The 16790-nt window shown below is 49.0% G+C and carries 14 protein-coding genes; 9 read left to right on the top strand and 5 right to left on the bottom strand.

The window, feature by feature from the left end:
- Positions 1-440: 440 nt before the first annotated feature.
- Positions 441-2798: a penicillin acylase family protein gene (locus ACJJIJ_RS08505; protein ID WP_444939285.1), complete on the bottom strand. Its 2358-nt coding sequence runs from the start codon at positions 2796-2798 to the stop codon at positions 441-443.
- 227 nt (positions 2799-3025) lie between these two features.
- On the opposite strand from ACJJIJ_RS08505, the gene ACJJIJ_RS08500 reads away from it, so the two are divergent.
- From ACJJIJ_RS08500 to ACJJIJ_RS08485, 4 genes are all read left to right on the top strand, one after another.
- Positions 3026-5638, top strand: coding sequence for a TonB-dependent receptor (locus tag ACJJIJ_RS08500; RefSeq protein WP_444939284.1), 2613 nt, complete (start codon positions 3026-3028; stop codon positions 5636-5638).
- Between the two features lie 188 nt (positions 5639-5826).
- The gene (gene egtB / locus ACJJIJ_RS08495) at positions 5827-7110 is read left to right on the top strand and encodes an ergothioneine biosynthesis protein EgtB (RefSeq protein WP_444939283.1); all 1284 of its coding nucleotides are present in this window, start codon (positions 5827-5829) and stop codon (positions 7108-7110) included.
- 1 nt (position 7111) lies between these two features.
- Positions 7112-8080 (top strand): L-histidine N(alpha)-methyltransferase, encoded by a 969-nt coding sequence (gene egtD / locus ACJJIJ_RS08490; protein ID WP_444939282.1) that lies wholly within the window; start codon positions 7112-7114, stop codon positions 8078-8080.
- A gap of 22 nt (positions 8081-8102) precedes the next feature.
- Complete coding sequence (locus ACJJIJ_RS08485; protein WP_444939281.1) at positions 8103-8573, top strand: DUF411 domain-containing protein; 471 nt, start codon at positions 8103-8105, stop codon at positions 8571-8573.
- 51 nt (positions 8574-8624) lie between these two features.
- On the opposite strand, the gene ACJJIJ_RS08480 is transcribed toward ACJJIJ_RS08485, so the two are convergent.
- Positions 8625-9872 (bottom strand): ArsB/NhaD family transporter, encoded by a 1248-nt coding sequence (locus tag ACJJIJ_RS08480; RefSeq protein ID WP_444939280.1) that lies wholly within the window; start codon positions 9870-9872, stop codon positions 8625-8627.
- A gap of 117 nt (positions 9873-9989) precedes the next feature.
- Between ACJJIJ_RS08480 and ACJJIJ_RS08475 the strand changes: the two genes are divergently transcribed.
- Both ACJJIJ_RS08475 and ACJJIJ_RS08470 read left to right on the top strand, forming a co-directional pair.
- Positions 9990-11207, top strand: a complete 1218-nt coding sequence (locus ACJJIJ_RS08475) for an MFS transporter (protein ID WP_444939279.1) — start codon at positions 9990-9992, stop codon at positions 11205-11207.
- A 190-nt stretch (positions 11208-11397) separates the two neighbouring features.
- Complete coding sequence (locus tag ACJJIJ_RS08470; RefSeq protein WP_444939278.1) at positions 11398-12384, top strand: hydrolase; 987 nt, start codon at positions 11398-11400, stop codon at positions 12382-12384.
- Between the two features lie 45 nt (positions 12385-12429).
- Here the strand turns inward: ACJJIJ_RS08470 and ACJJIJ_RS08465 are convergent, their stop codons facing one another.
- Positions 12430-13488 (bottom strand): methyltransferase domain-containing protein, encoded by a 1059-nt coding sequence (locus ACJJIJ_RS08465; protein WP_444939277.1) that lies wholly within the window; start codon positions 13486-13488, stop codon positions 12430-12432.
- Between the two features lie 248 nt (positions 13489-13736).
- Between ACJJIJ_RS08465 and ACJJIJ_RS08460 the strand changes: the two genes are divergently transcribed.
- Positions 13737-14357 (top strand): RNA polymerase factor sigma-70, encoded by a 621-nt coding sequence (locus ACJJIJ_RS08460; RefSeq protein ID WP_252081768.1) that lies wholly within the window; start codon positions 13737-13739, stop codon positions 14355-14357.
- 4 nt (positions 14358-14361) lie between these two features.
- A complete protein-coding gene (locus ACJJIJ_RS08455) occupies positions 14362-14556 on the top strand; it encodes a zf-HC2 domain-containing protein (protein ID WP_444886313.1) in 195 nt (64 codons plus the stop codon).
- Positions 14557-14626: 70 nt separating this feature from the next.
- On the opposite strand, the gene ACJJIJ_RS08450 is transcribed toward ACJJIJ_RS08455, so the two are convergent.
- Positions 14627-15142, bottom strand: coding sequence for a hypothetical protein (locus ACJJIJ_RS08450; RefSeq protein ID WP_252081766.1), 516 nt, complete (start codon positions 15140-15142; stop codon positions 14627-14629).
- A complete protein-coding gene (locus ACJJIJ_RS08445) occupies positions 15139-16092 on the bottom strand; it encodes a DUF2092 domain-containing protein (protein WP_444939276.1) in 954 nt (317 codons plus the stop codon). Before ACJJIJ_RS08445 ends, ACJJIJ_RS08450 begins: the two co-directional genes overlap by 4 nt.
- Before the next feature lie 268 nt (positions 16093-16360).
- Here ACJJIJ_RS08445 and ACJJIJ_RS08440 point away from each other — a divergent pair, with 268 nt between their 5' ends.
- On the top strand, positions 16361-16756 hold the full coding sequence (locus ACJJIJ_RS08440; protein ID WP_444900651.1) for a hypothetical protein: 396 nt from the start codon (positions 16361-16363) through the stop codon (positions 16754-16756).
- Positions 16757-16790 lie beyond the last annotated feature (34 nt).

Here is a 16790-nt window from a genome sequence, read left to right as displayed (position 1 = left end):
GGTAAGACCTATACTGAGAGGGTCTTTCCGTCAGGTATTTGTGTCATGCTGCTGACGATAATTTGCTTTTATTGCACTAATTTTGTGCGATTCTTTCTTCCGCAACAGCCCGAGTTTCCACAAATTGGCCTATTAAGTCACGACTCCCGCCGCTATAGATACCAATATCGCCAAAAGAAGGCGTTAGTACGCTGGCTATGGATAGGCGTTTCTCTGGTTATGCTGTGCTTTCCACTTTTACCTTTAGTGGTTGGCCTAGCTTTTTTTACCACCTTCCTGTCATTCGCTATTCTGGATGAGACTGCCTGATGTCTGTTTCCAATGGTTAATCTAAAAATCCTGTCATGAGCATTAGCGGCACAGGCTTGTGCCGCAGCGAGTGTGGGTGGGGATAGGCCTGAATAAATTTTTTATCAGTATTTTCAGTAAAGTTACGGCAGTTATTGCAGCCTGAGCAGATAGCGGCTCTCTCCCTCAATAAAAGGGGAGGGGTTCCCCTCGACCCAATCTTCGTGGCCTTTGTCAAAAAACGGGGATAACGGGTGACTGCTTTGCCCTGTAGCCATATGAAAAATACCCTGCTCTTCGCGCCCAGGGGAGATAACCATTCGCTCGGAGGCACCATGGGTTGGTGATTGGAAGCGGGGCATGTGGGTGTCCCCTGCCAATTGGTCTCTGGGCATGGCGGTAAACCAATCTATGGCCGAGACTGCTCTTGCCAATGGGTGTCGAATGGAAGCCGTGTTTTGTTCACCCCAGGTTTGCTCTAATAGCGGGAGCCCGCCCGTCGACATCTTATCCAGTACTTGGTTAAGTGCAGATAGCTTCAGGGCTGTCCAGGATTCAAAGTCGGGGTTAAGTAAATGTTGAGGTTCTTCTTGAGCAAGAGTCCAGATCGGATACTCAAATTGGCGTTTTAATTGACCGAAGGAAAAGTTCGGTTGGGTTTTTCGCATAAATGTAAGAATAGGGGCGGTACTAAGCTCCATAAACTTTAAGCGATAGTTGCGCACAATTCGGTATCCAGCCGAGTCAGCGCTGGCGCGTCCGCCCCAATCTCGAACGAGTTTGTAGGCTTCGTCATAGCCTTCCCGGTCATGTAGAAGTTCCGAGAGGTGTTGCTGCCATCGCTGAAGAAAAATAGCGCGATCATCCAGCTGTATATCTAATAGTGCTTGTTCATCAAATTGTTGGCGGGCAAGTAGGCTGTCGCGAATCTGCTGCTGGCGGGCACCGAGAGCATAGCCATGGTCGCCCATGATCTTAAGCCAGTCACCGCTCAGGGTACGGGCATTTGCGCTCCAAAGGCGGTGGTTGTCTGGGTTGTAAATTCGCGGCTGTTCCTCATTAGTAAGATATCCGTCCCAGTAAATAGTCCCATCGGCCCAACTTACTGAACGGCTGCCATCAAAGCCAATTCGCTTGGGAATGGGTCCAGCGATTGTCCAGCCAATATCGCCTTCTTTATCGCCTACAACAAAATTCTGGTGAGGAATACCGATGTCTGGGCCCAGGTCTAATGCCTCGCTGGCGGAGGTAATAGATTCCATCTGCAGCAAGTTCATATTGCCACCGGAAATATCGTGGGCAACCCAGCGGTAGGCGAGGGGGGTTCCCCGGTGGTCTTTACCGATAACAGGTCCCCAGACGGTTTTTTCTACTGCTATGGTTTCATCTTTGGCACCTTTTACTTTTATGGTTTCCTGTTCGATAGCGAGATCTCGCCAGCCGTCTGGAGTCAGATACTGGGTGGCATCAGAGTTTAATTCCAGTGGAATAAGATCACCCCAATCGGCTCCGGTATTGGTAAAGCCCCAGGCAACGGTACCGTTGCTGCCTGCCACCACAATTGGGCCTCCAGGCAGGGTCACACCGCGGATACTTCTTTCAGTTCCAGGAATATTCCAGCCGGCGCGAAACCAGATATTGGGTACGGCCAGCCCCAGGTGCATGTCATTTGCGAGTATGGCACTACCATGTTCTGTTAAAGCTCCCCCAACAACCCAATTGTTACTGCCGTAAACTTTGTCATCACTCTGCATGGCTTGATAGGCAATGGGATCGTTTTTATCCAGTAATGAGGAAATAGGCGTTTCTGGAATACTATCGAGAGATTCCGCTTCGCCAATTAGAGGGGCATCCCAAATGCCCCCGGCGGGAAAGAAGAAAGCATAGAGATCTTGGGGTAACAGATCCGCTAAGGCGGTATCGCGCCGCTCAAACTTGCCCTCTTCACTTTGCAATGTTAAGTACATGCTAAAGGTTGCCAGCAGGCTGTCTGCTGCGTTCCATGGCCTGGGCTCTTGCCCCAGAAGCAAATACTCCCAGGGTTTAGCGTTCAGATACTGCAGGCCAAAATTTACCCCTTGAACATAGTGGTTGAGAAGTTGGCGCTGGTCTTCAGGCATAGCCGCAATATTCCTCTCTGCCCGCTTGCGAAACTGGTGTCTACGGACCTTTTTATCTTTCTTTAGTGCGGCAGCTCCTACTAATTCAGATAGCTCACCGGCGGAGCTTCGGCGCAACAGGTCCATCTGGAAAAAGCGCTCCTGGGCATGTAAAAAGCCTAGGGCAAAAGCGCTGCTATTGCGGTCATCGGATTGAATGATTACTACACCCTGCTTATCCCGGTGAATTAATGCGGGTTCAAGTAGTTGCCCTGTGACAATACTTCCTTCGAGTGATGGCAGGCTTTGCCGCCACCAACCCCAGACTGCGAGAAGAGTGATTGCGATGAGTGCCGAAATTACAATGAGTAAGGGCAATACACGGCTTTTTAAATAAGACGAACGCACCATAGTTTTTCCCGTATAGCGCTTAATGAAATGGACGTTGGTAAAATCGGACCCTAAAGAATCCGTAAATATATAAGTTACTAGAGAACACACCTTAGTAACTTTTCGTGACGATAATAGATAGCTATTTTCGCCGATTAACCTGTCTTTTCACGCAATCCTTTACAAAACTGACCAGTCATAAGAAAAAGGTCATGTCGGGGTTTTAAATCCAAAAAGGCGACCGTAAGATGGCGTGGAATAACAAAAATAAAAACCAATACATCACGCTGTATAACAATAAATGCGAGGACGCGATGATGCACGATGTTGGTAGCACCGTAAAAAACCGTCAATTTAACCTCTCTATCCTCTCCGGCGCTATTGCCTTCTTTACAGCTGTGAGCGCTAATGTTCAAGCTGCAGAAATTGAAGAAGTTGTAGTTACGGCACAAAAGCGAGCGGAAAACCTGCAGGAAGTACCGATCGCGATTTCCGCATTTACTGGGGAAAATATAAAAGAGTCGGGTGTCAAAAATCTCACGGATCTAGGCAAGTATACGCCTGGTGTCGAGATGCACAATGATACCGCTTTGCAGCCAACATACAGTATCCGCGGTATTCAAACCAACGATTGGACCGTGGGATCCGATCCGGCCGTTGCTGTTTATGTGGACGGTGTCTACACCGGTCGCGGTGCGGGCGCCGAAATTCCCCTGACGGATATAGAAAGAGTGGAGGTTCTGAAAGGCCCACAAGGTACGCTTTTTGGGCGTAATGCTACGGGTGGGGCCATTCATATTATTACCACCAAGCCCCAGGCAGATAATACCGTCGAGCTAAATCTCACCGCTGGTAATTATGGCCGCCAGTCCTCCGATCTGCTTCTCAATCGCCAGCTAACCGATACGCTTTCCGCTCGTTTCTCCGCATCCACTAACCGCCGAGACCCCTTTGCGGATAATTTGGCGGGTGGTTTTTCAGTAGGGGATCAGGATACCCAGACCTACCGGGCATCTGTTTTGTGGGAGCCTGCGGAAGATATTGAGGTGCTGTGGCGGGCAGACTATGGCGTAATGGATCAGGGTAGTGCGTTGCGCACAACTATTGTGCCCAGCCTAAAAGAGGGAACCGATGTATTCGGGGACTACGCTCTGGATACACCAACCATTGAAGATCGAGATTCTTTCGGCACTTCCCTGACCGTTAGCAAAGAGTTCGATAACTTTACCCTTACCTCGATCACGGCTTATCGAAAGTTTGATGCGCACCTGCAGCAGGACGAGGATGGCACAGCCAATCCTGACCATATGTTTGGGTCTGCGAATACAGATGACCAAAGCCAGTTCTCGCAGGAATTCCGCCTCAACGGTGCTACCGACTCGATTAAATGGACTCTGGGAGCCTCATACTCCCAAGAGGAGCTGGACCACACAACTTACGCTTATTTCACTACCGGTTCTGTTGAATCTTTTGCCGTTTACGAAGGTATCAAAGAGAGTTTTCCAGAATTGACCCAAACAGAGCAGGAAGACCTGGCGGTTATGAATCGGCAGTTATTGCAGTCGATGGGGCTGGAAGGCGTTGCCAGTGCGACTTTTGTTTATGACTTGATGTTGCAAAGTGGCCAGGTGGATGCGTTACTTTATGCGCTAGGAGCGCCGGTAAGTGGCAGTATGCTCAGAGCGGATCAGGTTGTAGAGCAGATGATGGCAGGCTTCCAGCCCTGGATAGCTTCTGATGCCCCTTGGAACGAGAGTGTGCGCAACACTGGTGATTATCGCTCTACAGCGCTCTATGGCGATATGACCTGGAGTATCACCGACAAAATGGATCTGACGGTCGGTGCCCGCTACACCTACGATAAGAAAGATTTCACTATTCAAACCGCCTATGGCAACAGTATCCCGCTGTCATTGTCTGGCGGAGACGTGGATCTCCTAGATGAAAATGGCAATAAAGTCGGCAGTATCACACTACCAACAGTTGACCTGGGCTCACAGCTTTTTGGCATCGCCTTTTATAACAATGGTCAAACAGAGTTAAATTCCAAGCTGAGTGATAGCTGGAGTGATATTTCCGGCCGCATCGTGCTCGACTATCGCTGGACTGATGAGATGATGACCTTTATCTCCTTGGCGGATGGTTTTAAGGCCGGCGGATTTAACAGCCTTAACTTTGGTCCAGGTGTGGAATCCTCATTTGATCAGGAAGATGTCGTCAATTTGGAAGTGGGGCTTAAGAGTAGCCTGTTTGATAACCGCGTGCGTCTAAATGCGTCTGTATACACCTATGAGTATAAAAACCTTCAGGAGTTGGATCTGGTCGGTTACCCAATCCCCAGCTACAACCTGAGAAATGCCGACGCTGAGGGGACCGGTGCCGAGATAGAAGTGCAGTGGGCCGCTACCGATAGTCTATTCATTGCCGGTAATTATTCATACTTGGACACGGAATTCACAGACTACCAAATTATTACGGCTATTGGTGAAACCGAGGAAGACTCCAAGGTTGGTCAGGCCAGGGTTTCCACTCCCGAAAGTAAGCTCAACCTGATGGCGGAGTACACAGTGGATTTAGCTTCAGGTGGAGAGTTTGTATTCCGTGGAGATTATAACTGGACGGATGAGCGCATCGGCTCCATTACCGATAGAACCCGCATCGTGGATGATTATCAGTTATTTAATCTACGTGCTGCTTGGAATAGCGCATCGGATAACTATTCAGTAGCCCTTTGGGTGCAGAACTTAACCGATGAGGAAATCGCTGGGGGCTATGGTGGCACTGGTGCTGCCATAGGGGCGAGCCCGGCATGGCGTTTTATGCCGAGAATGTATGGCGCAGATTTTACTGCACGATTTTAATTCATTATTCATGTCAGCATGACGAGAGTGTGGGCCGGTTATCCGGCCCTTTTTTTTGCATGAGTTTTTCTTAATTGAATAAAGTGGCGTGGATTAGATCGTGTAGTTCTGCAAGCTCTTAGGAATACGCCTAAAACTGCGTATGATGATTTCAATAGAACTGAATTCTATCGTAGTTGATAATTGATATGACAATATTTGCAGGTGAAGTATCTCTGGAAGAGTTACAGCAGCGGGTTCTTTTAGCTTATCAAAGGGTGCGGGGGGAGACAGAGTGTCTTGCTGCATCTTTATCTGTCGAGGATATGCAGCTGCAGTCGATGCCGGATGCGAGCCCAACCAAGTGGCACCTGGCGCACACCAGCTGGTTTTTTGAAACATTCTTACTCGCTCCTTACCTCCCCAATTACCAGCTCTTTGACCCGCATTTTCACCATCTTTTTAATTCCTACTACAACAGTTTGGGTACCCCATACTCCAGACCGCAAAGGGGGGTAATCTCCAGGCCTGGAATTGAGCGCATCTACGCCTATCGCCAGTCTGTAGATACGGCAATAGAACAGCTGTTAGATATAGTCCCCATTACTTCAACCATTAGTGCTTTGCTGGATCTTGGCCTCAATCATGAGCAGCAACACCAGGAATTACTGCTGACTGATATCAAGCATGCTCTATCGATGAATCCAATGGCACCCGCTTATAGTGATAATACTCACGAAGAAGAAGCTGAGAGTGTTGCTGCACTTTGCTGGCTGGAAATACCCGGCGGATTCTATGGTATCGGTAGTGATGGGGAGGATTTCTTTTTTGATAATGAAGGGCCTGTACACCAACAGTTTCTGCCAGACTTTTCAATTGCTTCACGTTTAGTCAGTAACGCGGAATATCTGGAGTTTATTGAGGATGGAGGCTATCAACAGCATCGCCTATGGTTGTCGGATGGTTGGTCACTGGTGCAAAAGAACGCTCAGAAACATCCTTTGTATTGGCGTGAAACGAAAGACGGTTGGCAGCAATATACGTTACATGGGTTACAACCGCTGAATGGTTTTGAACCTGTGCATCACCTTTCGTTTTATGAGGCGGATGCCTTTGCCACCTGGGCCGGCAAAAGACTGCCAACAGAATTTGAGTGGGAGGCAGCGGCTTGTCACTTGCGACAAGTAAATCAGCTTGCCAGTGCCAACTTGTTGGAAAAACGTTATCTGAAGCCCTTGGCGGCTCAAAATGGCCATACCCAGTTCTTGGGGGACCTTTGGGAATGGACTTCTAGTGCTTATTTGCCATACCACGGTTTCAAGGCCCACAAGGATGCAGTTGGCGAGTACAACGGCAAATTCATGTGTAACCAGAAGGTCTTGCGCGGAGGATCCTTCGCAACCCCATCTGATCATATCAGAATCAGTTACAGGAATTTCTTTTATCCACATCAAGCGTGGCAATTTACCGGTGTCCGATTGGCAGGAGACTAAAGTGAAAGCAGCCGTATCGTCAGTTATTGAGAATCAACTCCAGAATAATGAGTTCCTGGGGGATGTTTTGGAGGGGCTGAGTAGAAAAAGAAAGACATTGCCTTGCAAATATTTATACGATGAAGTTGGTTCACGCCTGTTTGAGGAAATCTGCGATTCACAAGATTACTACCTGACCCGAAATGAGGCGGATATATTTACAACCTATCGGGATGAAATTGCTCAAAAATTTGGACCTGAAACACTGCTGATAGAACCAGGTGCAGGGAATTGTGAGAAGGTAGAAGAGCTTCTTGATGCTATGGATTCCCCCAGGGGCTACTGCCCAATAGATATTTCTCCCGAGATTTTACTGGAGGCAGAAAAACGGATCAAAAAGAGTTTGCCGGGAGTTCAGGTGTGGAGTGAGGTGGGTGATTTTTCCCAATCTGAGGTATGGAACAAGCTTATTCATGTTTCCTCAAGAAAAAAAGTTATCTTTTTTCCGGGGTCCACAATAGGAAATTTTGAGCCATTGGAGGCGGAGCGCCTCTTGAAGTTGTTTGCCTCGAACCTTGCTGCTGGCGATGGCTTGTTGATTGGTACAGACCTAGTCAAGGATTCTGTGATTCTAGAGCGAGCCTATAACGATAGTGATCACGTTACTGAGCGGTTTAATCTGAACCTTCTGCAAAGGATCAATGTTGAGCTAGGAGCAAACTTTGATCTTTCTCTATTCGCGCATCGTGCATTTTACCACCCGTTGCGTCAGCGAGTGGAAATGCACTTGGTTTGTCTTAAAAACCACAGTGTTTCTATAGCGGATACATGTATAGACTTTATTGAAGGGGAAACAATCCATACTGAAAATAGTCACAAGTATTCCATTGCTGGATTCAAGAGTTTATTGGTCCGCAGTGGATTTGAGTCCGTTTGCTTTTGGCAGGATTCTGCTAAGACTTATGTGATTCATTACGCTCAGGCTATTTAAAATTTGAATAAAGAGGTGGCAGTTGAAAAGGATTTTTTTATTGCTTCTATTTGCTATCGCACTAGTTGGTGGTGCTGTCGCAGAAAGCGGTGATGACGCTGCGAAACTTATTGTTTATAAGCATCCTTTATGTTTTTGCTGTAAAAAATGGATGGCGCACCTAAAGGAAAAGGACTTCACGGCCACCTCTGTTTTTAAAGTGAATATGCAGGAGGTTAAACGGAAATGGGGTATTCCTAGAGGAATGGAAGGCTGCCACACAGCGGTATGGCGTGATCAGTATGTTTTTGAGGGGCATGTTCCGGCTATGTATATCCAGAATTTCCTGGCCTCACCGCCAGTGGGTAGTGTGGGGCTAATAGTTTCAGGGATGCCGGTTGGGAGCCCTGGAATGGAAGATGGTGAAAAATTCGAACCTTATAATATCTATTTGTTGCTCCAAAATGGCGATTACCGTTTATACGCGCGTATAGAGAAACCTAAAAAAGCTTAAGTATATCTAAATGGCTTCTTTATGACTCACTACTGTAGGTTTTGTTGCTGTTTACTGCCAGGATGCATACCAGAGAATCCAGATATAACTTATCAGTACGCTTATAAAACTGACTGGCAGCATCAGGTAAAAGAATTGCCAGAAATTAAAAGGCTTTACCCCGAATTTCTCTGCCTGCTGTAGCACGATAACATTACTGGCCGCGCTAATAATAAACAGGTTGCCGGCAACTGTAGATATTGCAGAAAGCATCATTAAAGTTTGGGGGTCACGTTGATGCAAAAGGTTAAGGTAGATCTCTACTACTGGTACATTGGAGAATAGCTGGCTTGCAAAGAAGCTGACAAAAGCTACGGTCTCTGGTTCTGCTAAATCAATATTGCCCATTTTCAGGAAGTGCTGGAGAGAGCCAGATTGTAGCAGTGATCCGGTTACAACAAACATAGAAACAAAGAAAAAAAGAGTAGGCCAGTCTACCTCTCTTAATATCCGTCTGCGTTCATGGCTGGCCAAATATATCGGCAAGCAAGCGGCTAGCCCGATTTGCCCAATACTTGGGTGATATATGCCATCCACGTTGTGTAGGATACTGGCAAGGACAATAAAGATTAATAATAGGGCTGCGGATAAAAGTGCTGGCCACTTTTGCGTAACCTTTTCCGTCTCCCTGTACTCTTTACTAGCTTCGTAATTGATTATATCGCTGGTTTTGAAAAAACGTTTCAGCCATAGCATGGACAGAAACATAGTGACGATAGCGGGTACAAGAGTCCACTGGGCAAAAACGACAAACATATTGTCGAAGTTCCCTGCGTTGGCAATCAGTATGTTTTGGGGATTGCCTACGGGGGATACCATGCTGCCAATTGTGACTGTTGCACAGAGTGTAATCAGGAGTGGAATCAGTCCCCATTTCATATTCCGTGCAAGTACAATTGCAATGGGTACACCGATTACAGCAGCGGCATCATTGGTAAGAAGGGCTGCACAAATTGCCATTACGAGGATATAACTTATTAATACAAGACTTGGATGCTTGATTGAAAGAATCCGATGGCTGATTTGTGCGGATATCCCTGTATCGTACAGAGCTGAGGCAATAGAGAAGACCGAGAATAAATATAATATCAGATCCCAATCTATGGCCCAGAAAGCCTCTCTAAAGGTAATTTGACGCATGAGCAGCAAAGCGATCGCGCCAAGGGTCATAATATGCCATATGCGAATCGTGGAGGGGAGCCACTGCCGGGCAGCAATCATTAAGAAGATGATCGCCGATACTATCAGGCTAAGGGACATTGGCGCAGCCTCGGATGTCGTCTCTGCTTACTGCTACTCTAAAAATCATTCTCCGCTTCTTTTACTTGGTGTCAGGGCATCCACCTGGGCTGATAAATCCCACAATAAGACTTCTCTATGAGTTTAAACAAGCCTCTTCTTTTTACGAACTTCTTCGCGGGAGATGTGGTTGCAGGTTTAGGCCCTTATTTGGCGATATATCTGTTGTCAGCTATGCACTGGAAGCCAGGGGATATTGGCATTGTTTTAGCTATTGGTGGCATCACCACGGTTTTATTACAAACACCCGCAGGGGCTTTTATCGATAGCACCCGCTTTAAGCGTATGCTAATAGCAACTTGCGGAATCATTATTGCGATTGTCTCTATCGCTATTGTTGCACTGGCCAATCACAAACCTGTCATTTATGGCTCCCAGGTGTTAATGGGGGCGGCTATTGCTTTCGTGGCTCCCTCTATTGCAGCCATTACTCTGGGAGTTTGTAGTGATAAGACTTTTACATTACAGACAAGTGCTAACCAGGCGGCCAATCATGCGGGCAATGTATTTGCTGCGGCGATTGCTGGAATTGTAGCGCTAACGATCGCTGCGGAAGGGGTTTTCTGGTTGATGGCCATTATGGGCGTATTAATGGCTATCTCAGTTGGATTTATTCCTGCTCATTCAATTGATCATATTCGAGCACGGGGAGGTGAACGGCGCGATGTTTCGGGAAAAAGGGAGCCTGCCGGTTTTTCTGTATTGCTTACTGATAAACGCCTGATCGCTTTGGCTGTGAGTGTTTTTCTATTCCATTTTGGCAATGCGGCTATGTTGCCTCTGGTCAGCCAGAAGCTGTCACTCAATTCGAATGTGAACCAGGCCATTGCTTTTACCTCTGCCTGCATAATTGCTGCGCAATTTTGGATGATGATGATGTCACTAATGTGTGCAGCCAAAGCCGATGCCTGGGGACGTAAAGTTATCTTTATGATCGGTTTTTGTATTAACCCAATTCGTGCGCTCTTGTTTATGTCTACAGATAACCCTTTCTTTTTGGTGGCTATACAGTCGTTAGACGGTGTGGCCAACGGCATCTTTGGGGTGATCATCATTCTGATGTGCGCCGATCTTACTAAGGGTACAGGACGCTTCAATATTACTCAGGGCGCCATGGCTGCTTTAGTGGGTATTGGTTCTGCCTGCAGTAATTTCTCGGCAGAATATGTTGTTCAGTACTTTGGGTATAACGCCGCGTTCTTATCGCTGGCGGGAATTGCCACTATTGCTGCAACCTTCTTTCTGATCTTCGTGCCTGAAACCATGTCCAAAACTAAGGTTCAGCTGCAGGAATAACACAGGATACCCGTCGCCTATCCCAACATATGTCCTCGCAGGTTATATACTGATGATATTCGCGCAATACTTTCGAGGGACAGCTACCCCTCATGCTTCGCGAAGCCAGCTCTGCTTGGTCTCTATATAGATAGAAGTGCCTAAATTGAGCAGAGTAGGGCAGGTAAATAGCAATAGCGGAATCCGGTATATGACTGATCAGTTTATCCCCGCCACAGGTCTTGGAAACTGTCATATTCAAACCGTCTTTGGCCGTGTGCATCGCCCAGCTCCATGGATAGAAACCCAGTGCCGTTGGTATGAAACACCGGACGGGGATTGTCTCGCACTACTCACTCCTCGCCCTTTGGTTGATGACCCTGAACTCCCATTAGTCTTGATTCTCCATGGTCTGGGTGGCTCGGTGGCTTCTCCCTATGTCCAGGGTATGATGGAATCCTTACTCGCACGCCGCTACCAGGTTGCTGTCATGCACTTCCGCGGTTGTGGGGGTGTACCAAACAGGCTGCCCCGGGCATACCACAGCGGAGATAGTGAGGATCCACGTTGGTTGGTAGAACAGCTGAGGGGGGAGTTACCCCTGACCCCAATTACGGTGGTGGGTTACTCGTTGGGTGGCAATGTACTGCTTAAGATGCTGGGGGAGGATGGAACCTGCAGCCCGGTGGCTGCGGCGGTGGCGATATCTTCTCCAATGGATCTCCATGCGTGTAGTCGCAAGATTAATACTGGCCTTTCCAGACTTTACCAGCGCCATCTTTTGAGTTGCCTGCGCCTCACTCTCAAACAAAAGGCGCAAGACCCTTGTATGGCGGCAGCTCTGCCAAATGTGGATGATGCAACCGTCTTTGCCAACTTCCGGCGCTTTGACAACACTTTTACCGCGCCCTTGCACGGGTTCCGGGATGTTGATGACTATTACACCAAGGCATCTAGCAAGCATCTTTTACGGGAAATTGGGGTGCCAACGATGATCGTAAACTCTGTGGATGACCCCTTCGTTTGTCCATCGGCTATTCCCGAGAAGAGAGAAGTGAGCTCCATGGTGCAGTTAGAAGTCACTTTACAGGGGGGGCATGTGGGATTTGTTGGGGGTTCTGTGTGGCGGCCGAATTATTGGCTCGAACATAGAGTCCCTAAATTTCTCGACATTGTCATTCGGCGTAATAGAGCTTGAATACTCAGCGTCGCTGTTGCGACGCTGAGTAGTTGGGTCAGACGGTTAGCAGCACTGACTACCAGTGTCGCTACTGCTTATTGAAGGGTTAGTAGCCCCCTCAGAGAAAGGCATCTCTCGACCGCAACCGGGAAATAAACCGAAGTGCTGGGAGAAGTCACCGATAAAGTCAAAGTGGGGAGCCAAGCGCGTTTCTGCCAGCATTTTCCACGTATTACCGCAGACAGAAAACACACGCCCCTTCTCAATCCGGTGGTGTCCATCCAATACAAATTCAGTCGGTTCTTCTGGAATGCTCCCCTTATAAACTACAGCCTGGCCATAGTCTTCACAGTCTTTTTCCAAGCCTGCCAGTTTGAAAAGACGGTAGCTGGCGGAGTAAAAGCGAACACTGCCACAGCGGGCAAGCAAAAGCGCATTGGTCACTTCCAGTGGGCGACTTTCTACCAGTCGGCTATCGCGGAAGCCGCTGGCCTGGGCCAGTTCGAGGAAATCGTTCCAGTAGAGAGCGCCACCCAGGCACTCGCCGATAAGTTCGGGATCCGTACGCAGAGTGTCAGGGACGCGCCTATCGGCATACACATCGGAAAAGTAAAACTCCCCACCTTCCTTTAATAATTGATATAGGCCTCGTAACACGGCCCCTTTGTCGGTAGAGAGGTTCACGACACAATTGGAGACAATAACATCGAAACTACCCGGTTCCAGGCCGAGTTCATCCAGTTTTTCGATATAACCATGCAGAAAGGTGATGTTGTCATAACCAAACTTTTCCGCATGATAACCCTGGTGCTGGCGAGCAACTTGTAGTTGTTCATCGGTCATGTCGATACCGACCACTTCACCGCTTGCTCCCACGAGTTGGGAGAGAAGGTAGACATCGCGACCTGAACCACAGCCAAGATCGAGAACCCTGCAGCCTTCTAAAAGCGGGGGGCAAACGAGCCCACAACCGTAATAGCGGGATAGGACTTCTGGATGTATATTGGCTAGTAGCGGCTTCAGCCAACTTGGCACCGCACTGGCATCGCAGCAGGCATCAGTTTTGAGATCTGATGTGCTTTTTAGCTGGCGTCCGTAGTAGTCCTGAACAATATCATGCATGGAGCATACCTTTCGCAGAGTGATTTTCCTTTCGGGCGCTGGGCGCCATTCGTGGGTTATTTTTTACCTGTCCTTTCTTTTTGTAACAAGTCCCGCTGCTTCACGACTAATAACTTTGTGATTGTGTTGTTAGTACCGGCAGAGGGAATTAAGTTGCCTTTTGGTGTCAGGGTGAGCTGGCTGTTAGATAATTCTCGCTTTTTAGTTAATATCGCCGGTCTCCGCTTCGATTTTATGAGGGAACGTAGTTGAGCGATTACCTTGCCCCTGATGCTTCGCCTGAACCAAGAGTTGAGGAATCCTTGCAGAACCCCCAGTTTCTGGTGGATCTGCGCCAGCAGATGCTTCGTTTTGCCAGCTTGCAGTTGCAGGATGCCCAATTGGCCGAAGATGCTGTGCAAGAGGCCCTTATGGGAGCCCTGAAAAACTCCCGCAGCTTTACCGGGCGATCGGCCCTGAAAACCTGGGTGTTTGCCATCTTGAAGAACAAGATTGCCGACATTTTGCGACAACGGCAGCGCTTTGTTGATGCAGACCAGCTGGTGCGTGGCGATCGCGAGGAGCACGATCACGACGAGTTATTTGATCAAACCGGCCACTGGAGAAAGGATGAGCGACCAAAGAAATGGGCAGACCCCGAGTCGGCCATTCACGACAAGCATTTTTGGCGAATCTTCGATGCATGCCTCAATCATCTGCCTTCCCGCCAGGCACAAATTTTTATGATGCGAGAGTTCATTGAGCTGGAGAGTCACGAGATCTGTGCCGCAGCAGAGATTTCGGTGAGCAACTTAAATGTGACACTGCACCGGGCGCGCCTGCGATTACGTGAATGCCTGGAAGATAACTGGTTTGGCGTGGAGGGCTGAGTCAATGAAATCGTGCCGGGAAGCTACGCGGTTGATGTCGGAGTCCCAGGAGCGCAGGCTGCACTTGCGAGAGCAGGCCAGCCTTAAGCTGCATTTGGCAATGTGCGCCCCATGTAGGAACTTTGGCAAACAGCTCAGCATCCTCCGTGGTATCAGTAAATCCTATGCCGAGGGTGGGCCGGAAAGAACAGAGGACTAACTTTCCTATAAGTCTCCCAGCGCCATAAACCCAACAGGGAGTTTCAGTTAGGCGCTGGAAGAATTTCAAGCTATCGCCGCGGCCGCCGTGGTGCTCCTACATGCCGATAGGCGATATGCCCTGCCACGAAATGGGGTTGATACCAATAAGACCCACATCGCTCATAGGTCACATTACCGACCGTCACACTGACACAGCTGGGAGGTAGTGTGTAGAGCCAGCCACCAACACCCACGGCAGTAACCCCCCAATATCTAGGGCCTGGATAGGGCCAGTGTCGAGGGCGCCAGGGTGGGGGGTAAGGAGGGTGACGGTGGTGCCCCGGGCGTATGGGGTGAAATGGTGGGTGGTTTGGGAACCTGCGCTCAAAGTCCCCCCGTGCAAATTCACCGTGGAAGCCTCCTCCGGGTCCTGGGCGAACCGCATTGAAGTGTCCACCCACATTAAAATGCGCGCCGCGTCCACCAAAATGCTCGCGCGCCTCCACCTGAGAGCTGAACACTGCGGCAAGCAGAGTTCCGGAGAGTAATAGTGGTGCCGCCCATAGTGACAAGGCTCGCGACTTACGATGCTTAGCATGGATCATTGTGGCGCCTCCTGCTTGTTTGGCTCAGCCTTTTTAAACGGGATTTGTTTGTGCTTCCCGGTAGCTGGAGTGAACTCTTTTGCCGCTTCTGGTTTGGCCTTCATCCATTTAAGTGTCGCGATAAAGCGCGGCTTGGCTGGATCGCGGGTATTAACGGTGGATATGCGAAGTGGTAGGGGCTTATCGCCAACCTGGATCCAGATCTCCCAGTCCAGGTTTTCCGAACGGAAAGCCCAGTGCTTGGTACGTTGCCCGTTAACTTTGGGAGAGTTAACCAGAAAGCCCTCCTTGATCCCTGCCCAGGCGTCCGGTTTGCGCCCCCATTCCAGAAGGTCTGCAAAAGGTACTTCAATGCCGTATTCCTTTGCTGCCTTGGAGAGTACTTGGGAGGTAGGCTGAGAGGCCTCCATTTCGGCAAAATAACCATTGCGCGGGGCAATCATGGTGAACTTGCCACCATTGTGAATAAAGTTCCGAGTAATTGAATCAGTAGTCATATCCACGCGCAGTTTATCTGGTGGCATTGCCATGTATCTGACTTTGCCCCCGATCAATAACTTTTGCTCATTCTCAAGTACTACATCGGCAAAAATTCTGGCTTTGAACATCAGCATCTTCATGCTCGCCAGGTATTTTCCCATTGCCTTCAGTGCCTCCATGGCTTTGGGATCAATAGCTTCACCATTTTGGTCAACTCCCGCCAAGGACTGAGCGATTTGCCCTTGTCCAGATGAGGTATCTGGTGGTGAAGAGGGTTGACCTTGACCGGTTGTGTCCCCCGGTGGCGCAGGGGGTTGGCCCTGACCGGTAGTATTGTCATTAGGAGCTGGGGGTTGGCCCTGCGGTGGATTGTTTGAGCCCCCCTGCTGGTCCTGGGTCGGCGGACTACCTGGCTGAGGCGGTGGGGGAGTGGGCTGTGCAACTACGGCCGGAATTAAGGCTATTGACACAGCAAGAAGCATTGCTCTGGTGTGGCAGCCAAGTGGATGAGGGGCAAGCATATACAGATACCTCCCGGTACAAACTCAAGTTAATGGCATCAAAATCAGTGTAGAGGAGTTGAGGGTGACCAAATGGACAGGGGGCTCACTTTGCTGACTAGGGCTTCTAGTTCTCAAAGCCGTTGGCGGTGTGCAAATTCTGAGAGGGTTTTCTGTTTGAGCTATCCTGACATGTTTGCTAGAGTCCAGGATAAGATTTTGTGGTCCCCCTGTTCATATGAACCTAGTTAGGCTGTCTTTTTTATTGATCGCACTGCTGGTCTTCCAGACCGCAGGGGCTTTCTATGACAGTCATGAAGAACTGCAGGATGTAACCGAGCATCTACTTCCCCACCATCTGGACCAATCTGATCTCAATAGTGAATTCACTTCGCCGGAACTTGGCGAGGTGGTTCAAGTTTCGCTCCCTGTCGATGAGCCCGCGCAACAGTCACCACTTCTCGACTTTTGTAATCACTGTTGCCACTGCCATGGCAGTACCGTTGCCGGACTGCTCGGACAGTCATTCCAACCCTTTCTCTGGGGTACCATTTCTTATCGTGAAGTGATTAATGTCGCGGTACCCAGCGGTTACTTCTCTCCCTTACTGCGCCCACCTATAACCCAAGTCTGATTGATCTATTACTGCGTGAGTTAAGAGAGTCGCA

It is taken from the genome of Microbulbifer mixtoriginis (SeqCode) (genome assembly GCF_052467945.1).
This window is presented reverse-complemented; position numbering and strand designations above follow the sequence as displayed.

What these genes read in the sequence shown, in the direction of transcription:
- ACJJIJ_RS08480 (WP_444939280.1), bottom strand. Translation starts at nt 9,872, where the DNA reads ATGTCCCTTAGCCTGATAGTATCGGCGATCATCTTCTTAATGATTGCT.
- ACJJIJ_RS08500 (WP_444939284.1), top strand. Translation starts at nt 3,026, where the DNA reads ATGGCGTGGAATAACAAAAATAAAAACCAATACATCACGCTGTATAAC.
- ACJJIJ_RS08465 (WP_444939277.1), bottom strand. Translation starts at nt 13,488, where the DNA reads ATGCATGATATTGTTCAGGACTACTACGGACGCCAGCTAAAAAGCACA.
- ACJJIJ_RS08475 (WP_444939279.1), top strand. Translation starts at nt 9,990, where the DNA reads ATGAGTTTAAACAAGCCTCTTCTTTTTACGAACTTCTTCGCGGGAGAT.
- ACJJIJ_RS08440 (WP_444900651.1), top strand. Translation starts at nt 16,361, where the DNA reads ATGAACCTAGTTAGGCTGTCTTTTTTATTGATCGCACTGCTGGTCTTC.
- ACJJIJ_RS08505 (WP_444939285.1), bottom strand. Translation starts at nt 2,798, where the DNA reads ATGGTGCGTTCGTCTTATTTAAAAAGCCGTGTATTGCCCTTACTCATT.
- ACJJIJ_RS08455 (WP_444886313.1), top strand. Translation starts at nt 14,362, where the DNA reads ATGAAATCGTGCCGGGAAGCTACGCGGTTGATGTCGGAGTCCCAGGAG.
- egtB (WP_444939283.1), top strand. Translation starts at nt 5,827, where the DNA reads ATGACAATATTTGCAGGTGAAGTATCTCTGGAAGAGTTACAGCAGCGG.
- ACJJIJ_RS08450 (WP_252081766.1), bottom strand. Translation starts at nt 15,142, where the DNA reads ATGATCCATGCTAAGCATCGTAAGTCGCGAGCCTTGTCACTATGGGCG.
- ACJJIJ_RS08470 (WP_444939278.1), top strand. Translation starts at nt 11,398, where the DNA reads ATGACTGATCAGTTTATCCCCGCCACAGGTCTTGGAAACTGTCATATT.